This window comes from Nocardia tenerifensis NBRC 101015 (assembly GCF_000308715.1).
Classification (GTDB): Bacteria; Actinomycetota; Actinomycetes; order Mycobacteriales; family Mycobacteriaceae; genus Nocardia; species Nocardia tenerifensis.
The window spans coordinates 1-5,383 of record NZ_BAGH01000304.1 but is presented as its reverse complement, the minus strand read 5'-3'; the positions used below and the strand labels follow the sequence as shown (position 1 = coordinate 5,383).

General features: G+C 69.7%; 4 protein-coding genes and 1 pseudogene. All 5 read right to left on the bottom strand.

Features of this window, described 5'->3' with window-relative positions:
- On the bottom strand, positions 1 to 1,788 hold a 1,788-nt coding region (locus tag ON39_RS24270), incomplete at its 3' end, for a hypothetical protein (RefSeq protein WP_218006178.1).
- Between the two features lie 168 nt (positions 1,789 to 1,956).
- Positions 1,957 to 2,898, bottom strand: a complete 942-nt coding sequence (locus tag ON39_RS46090; protein ID WP_051186984.1) for a beta-ketoacyl-[acyl-carrier-protein] synthase family protein — start codon at positions 2,896 to 2,898, stop codon at positions 1,957 to 1,959.
- Between the two features lie 3 nt (positions 2,899 to 2,901).
- Positions 2,902 to 3,951: a 3-oxoacyl-ACP synthase III family protein gene (locus tag ON39_RS24260; protein WP_040737795.1), complete on the bottom strand. Its 1,050-nt coding sequence runs from the start codon at positions 3,949 to 3,951 to the stop codon at positions 2,902 to 2,904.
- Positions 3,952 to 4,041: 90 nt separating this feature from the next.
- The gene (locus ON39_RS24255) at positions 4,042 to 4,878 is read right to left on the bottom strand and encodes an SDR family NAD(P)-dependent oxidoreductase (RefSeq protein ID WP_040737794.1); all 837 of its coding nucleotides are present in this window, start codon (positions 4,876 to 4,878) and stop codon (positions 4,042 to 4,044) included.
- A 204-nt stretch (positions 4,879 to 5,082) separates the two neighbouring features.
- Positions 5,083 to 5,383, bottom strand: a pseudogene (locus ON39_RS24250) (esterase family protein); the annotation flags it as partial.

The window sequence follows — 5,383 nt, the reverse complement described above, 5'->3', positions numbered from 1 at the left end:
GAGCAGGTCGTGCAGCAGGGTGTCGGCGCCGCAGGAATCGGCCAGCCTGGTCGCCTCGCGCAGGAGCGCGCGGGACTTGTCGTGGTCGCCGACGGCGCGGTGCGCGACGCCGAGTTCGCCGAGCACCGTGGCCAATTCGAAGTCGCAGCCGCCGGAGCGGGCGATCGACGCCGCGCCGCGCAGCAGGCGGATCCGCCGGTAGCGGTCGGCGGTCGCGGCGAGCAGGCGCAGCGACACACCGCCCGTGCGATGGTCGCTCGCCGAGCCGAGCAGATCGAGATGGCGGGTCGCGACGGCGCGGGCGTGGCAGTGCTCGCCGAGCGCGAGATGGGCGGCCGCGAGGTCGTTGCGCCACGGCACCAGCCACGGAAAGTCCATGTGCCAGCGGCGCATCAGGTGACCGCACCGGCGGAAGGTGCGCAGCGCCTCGCCGGAGCGGGCGACGGCGAGCTGATGGTGGCCCTCGGCGTGCAGATAGGCCAGGCCGAAGCGGGACTCGAACAGCGCTCGGGGCACGGGTCTTCGAAGCTGCGCCGCCGCCTCGGTGTGCCTGCCCGCCAGCGTGAGCGCGCGGACCAGCGCCGCGATGGGGGTGCCTATCCAGATGCCGAGGTGCTCGGCCGGAACGCAATTCAGCGCCAGCATGGCGTCGTCGGCCGCGGCTCGCGCGTCGCCCTTGCGGAGCATGGTCTCCGCGCGCAGGCCCGCGAAGATCGACTGCCAGGTCGGCGCCTTGCGCGCCGCCGCCTCCGCGAGCAGCGAGTCGCACCAGGCCGCCGCGGTATCGAGCCGGTCGGTATAGATCAGGCAATGCACCGCCGCCGCAAGGGTTTCCACGGTGTCGGCGGCGAGCCGGTGCCGGGTGAGCAGGCACTGCGCGCGGGTGCCGGTCTCGTCGGCGGGTCGCCCGCCGAACAGGCCTATCAGCAGCCGCGAGCCCAACGCGTGCGGCGTGGTCTCCCCGCGCCGCGACGGATGCGCCGCGAGCAACCACGGGTGCCGTTGAGCGAGCGGCGGATGCGTGTAGCGCAGCCACGCGCACAGGAACCCGATCCTCGGCGCCGTCTCGTCCAGGCCGCCGCTGTTCAGTTGGGTGAGCGCCTGATCGGCGTACTGCGTCTGCCCGTGCCAGAGCAGGAACAGGACCGCCGCGGGCAGTTGCGCGGCGGGTACCCGGCCCGCGCGGACCGCCGAGCGCATCCTGGCGTAGCCGCGCGTGCGGTCCGACGGGTTCAGCCGCCATTCGGCGCGCAGCAGCCGGATCGCGATGGTGGCGCGCTCGCCCGGGTCACCGGTCGCGCGGTAGGCCAGCTCCAACCGCTGCACCGCGCGGTCGATCTGATCGTTCGCCATGTCCTCCGCGGCGGCGCTGAGCAGCACCCGCGCCGCCCACGGGTGATCGGCGCAGTTGGCCGCGACCAGATGCGCGGCCACCGCGGCGGCCGGAAACCCCTTGTCGTGCAACAACTCCGCCGCTCGGCGATGCAGGTTCTGCCGGACCTGGGCGGGAGTGTCGCGCAGGATGCGCGCGCCGGGATCGAGCTCATCGACGACCGTCGACGACCGCGCCCCGGCGGCGATCCCGCGCACGGCCGCGCGCACCGCGGCCTCGTCGGTGGCGAGCAGCTCGGCGACGAGGCCCACCGTGCTCGCACTGCCCAGCACGGCCATGGCCTGACCGACGGCGGACCGATGCGGTGCCGACCACTTTTCGCGATGCGGCGAGATCTGGCGGTGCATACCCGAGGCCCCTTCGTCGGTGAGCGTGCCGACTGTGGGAGGCACCATCGAAAAGCAACTCGGGTGCACTGAAGATGCGGCATCGTCGCAGCGGGGGCGTCACCGGACGCCCCATTGATCCAGCCGGTGTCACTAGCGTAGGACGCCGAGCGCGGCCTGTCATCGGATCCCGGTAACAAGATCGTTGGGTGCGGTTGTCTCGGAATCCCGGTTACATCAACGCCTTTCGCCGACTCGGGCGCCGGCCGCGGGGGCGGCGGCGACGGGCGTATGGTGCGGGCGGTAGGCGAGGCACGCCGCCGCCGCGTCGTCGGCGGTCAGGAACAGGGTGACCTCGGCCGTGTCGAGCACACCGGACTCCCGCGCGCTCAGATACGCGTGCACGGGTGCCGCGGTGTAGGGATCACCGATCCGCTCGGGGACGCCCACCACCGAATCCGGTTGCAGGCCCAGCGTATCGGCGAGGATCTCCGCGAAGCCGGGCATGGGCGCGGGAGCGAGCAGCACCGCCCGGTGCGCGTCGAAATCGGCGCTGTCGAGGCCTTCGCGGTCGACGCAGTCGCGCACGGCCGCCGCCGCCAGCTCCAGCGCGTCCGGGCCGTCGCGCCGGACGCGCATGGCCGAACGCCCGTTCGCGCCCACCTCGTTCATGTCGACCCAGGCCGACGGCTCGGAGGCCTCCGTGCTCTCGCGGGTGTGCAGCCTGCCGAATCCGCCCACGGTGGGCGAGGTTCCGAGCAGCAGCACGGCCGCCCCTGTGGTGTAGGGAAACCCGGGGACGTGGCGTCGCATGGACGGGTGCGCGTCCCCGGCCACCAGCAACGCGTACCGCACATCGCCCATCGCCAAGAACGACTCCGCCGCGATGATGGCGTGCAGCAGGCCGGAGGCGCCGTGCATCAGGTCGAACGAGAACGCCGGTAGTCGCCCCGGCTGATACTCCAGGCCGAGGCCGATCCGCTTCTGGATGAGGGCGGAGACCGCGGGCTCGCAGATGTTGTTGTCCCGGAACACCCCCGCGTTGATCAGCATGCCCACCTCGTCGACGGAGACTTCCGAGCCGGCCAGGCAGGCGAGCGCCGCGCGGGCGGCCAGCTCGAAGTAGCTACCGGTGTCGAGGTCGGTGTTCGTCGCGGCCGCCATGATCGTGGTTCCCATGTCTCACACCGCCAGTCGTGAGATGGTGGCGGCGAGATGACCGGAGACGATGCCGGACGCCTCGGGCACCATCAGGATCTTGGACCCCTCCGGGATCTGATGTCTCTTCAGATGCTCGTGCAGCACAAGGAAATGCGAGGTCGACGCCGTATTGCCGAAGTCGCGCAGGACATTCAGGGCCTGCGGCATCGGCGTGCCGAAGTGCTGCTCGGTCAGGCTCGCGATGTACTCGATGACGGGCGCGCTGAACTGGTGATGGATCCAGTAGTCGAATTTCTCGCTCTCCCAGGTGCGCCCGGTCTCTTTGAAGAACGTGTCGACGCGGTTGATCGCCTGCATGTATCTCCCCTCGTTCTGCATGGCGCGGTTGTCGGTGTAGAGCGCGATGCCCGCGGACCGATCGCTCGGCATGCCGAGGCAGTACTCGGCGCCGCCCGCGGAGGTCATCAGTTCGACGTAGTGGATCTCGTCGTGGTCGTCGCCGCGATCATCGAGCACCACCGCCACCGCGGCGTCGCCGACGGTCAGCGCCGCGAACTGCGGATCGTAGGACTTGCTGATCTCGCGCACCGCGGTCTCGGCGATCGGCGTGATCTGCTCGCCGCTGACCACCAGGCCGTTGCGCACCACGCCCGCCTTGATCATCCGGTCGAGCACGAGCACCCCGGTGATCATGCCCGCGCAGGCGTTCGAGACGTCGAAGTGCAGGGCCGACGTCGCGCCGATGGCGTTGCCGAGCAGTAGCGCGAACGCCGGTGCGCAGCAGTGGATACCTTCGCGGCGCGTGCGGGTGATGGAGGCGGAGATGACGATGTCGAGGTCTTCGGCGCGATACTCCGACAGCCGCAGGCAGTCTTCGATCGCCCGTTGCGCCAGCACGAACGACGACTCATAGCGGTCCGGATGCGAGTCGTAGACCCGCCGATTCTCGATGCCGGTGATCCGCTCCAGATCCAGTGATCGACGCACGGCCAGGCTGTCGATCAATTCCGCGGTGGACCGGACGGTTTCGGGTGTGTACGAGCCGATCGACTCGAAACGCGTGCGCTGCATAACCCCTGCTTTCTGCACCAGTCGATGACGAACAAGGTGTGTCGCTTGGAACTTCGACAACGCTGTCGTGAACGGCGTAGCCGCCGTGCGTCAGTCGGCGAGCCCGACCAGGGACGCGCTCACCTCGCACAGCCGCTGACCGAGCGCGTCGTCGCGTGCCTGACGCGACGGCGTCTTCAGGCGGTTCTTCTGGAAATAGGCGCCGGTGACCGCGCCGACCTCGGGATCGGTGGCGAGGTAGGTGAGCGCGCGACCGCCCTCGTCCACGCCGATCATGAACAGCCGCTTGGCGAGTGGGACCAGCGGCTTGCCGAACCACGGCATCGAATCCCAGATCCCGCTCGCCACCGCGCCCGGATGAAAGGCGTTCACCGTCACCCCGGTGCCCGCGAGCCTGCGCGCAAGCGCACTGGCGTAGAGGATATTGGCCAGCTTCGACCGGCTGTAGGCCCGCTCGCCCGAATATCCTTGGCGCAGACCGAGATCGTCGAAGTCCAGGCGCGCGCCGAAATGCAGGACCGACGAGGTGAACAGGATGCGCGAGGGGGCGCTGCGCACCATCAGGTCGAGCAGCGACTCGGTCAGCAGGAATCCGCCGAGATGATTGACGGCGAACGTGGCCTCGACACCGTCCTCGGTCTCGGTGCGGGTCTTGTGATAGCCGCCCGCGTTGTTGGCCAGCACATCCAGCCGGTCATACTGCGCGTGCACGACTTTGGCGAGCTGGCGCACCGACGACTGGGAGGCGAGATCGCACTCGTGGGTGTCGACGCCGCGCGCACCCGCGGCCCGCACCGCCGTCGCCGCGTCGGCCAGCTTCCGCGGATTCCGCCCGACGAGGATCAGCCGATTGCCCAGCGCGGCGCACTGCTGCGCGGCCGCGAGGCCGATACCCGATGTCGCCCCCGTGATCAGGATCGTCTTCATAGCCGATCACCCTGCCACACGCTCCCGGCCGCACGAGGGCGTGCGAGAAGGCGTATCGACGGACCGAAAGGTATTGCAAGGGAACAACATTCCAGAATTATGCAGGTCAGGCATGATGCTCCCGACCAGCAAAGGAACGCGGCGCGGGCCGGGCCGTGTGCGCGGTAGGGGGTTATAGGGGTGTGCTCGAGTGCGAGACAGGGCCTAGCGGTTCAGCGCGGCCTCGAACAGCGGCCAGGAGTTGTGCAGGTCCCGTTGCCAGTAGCCCCACGAGTGGGTACCGGTGGGATGGAAGTCGAACGTCGCGGGAATGCCCAACTGCTGGAGCCGCTCTCGCAACTGCGCGGTGCAGGCGTTCGTGATCGCCTCCAGCACAGCGCCGCTGGTGAGCTGCCCGGCGAGTTTGCCCGCGTCCCCCCTGGTCTGGTCGAGGGTGTCGAGTGGTCCGGGTTGTCCGGTGCCGGTGGAGATGTAGAGGGTGGTGTCGCGGAGTTGTTCGGCGTGT

Bases quoted from the DNA above. Each gene is read 5' to 3' on its own strand.
- ON39_RS46090 (WP_051186984.1), bottom strand. From the start codon at position 2,898: ATGGGAACCACGATCATGGCGGCCGCGACGAACACCGACCTCGACACC.
- ON39_RS24260 (WP_040737795.1), bottom strand. From the start codon at position 3,951: ATGCAGCGCACGCGTTTCGAGTCGATCGGCTCGTACACACCCGAAACC.
- ON39_RS24255 (WP_040737794.1), bottom strand. From the start codon at position 4,878: ATGAAGACGATCCTGATCACGGGGGCGACATCGGGTATCGGCCTCGCG.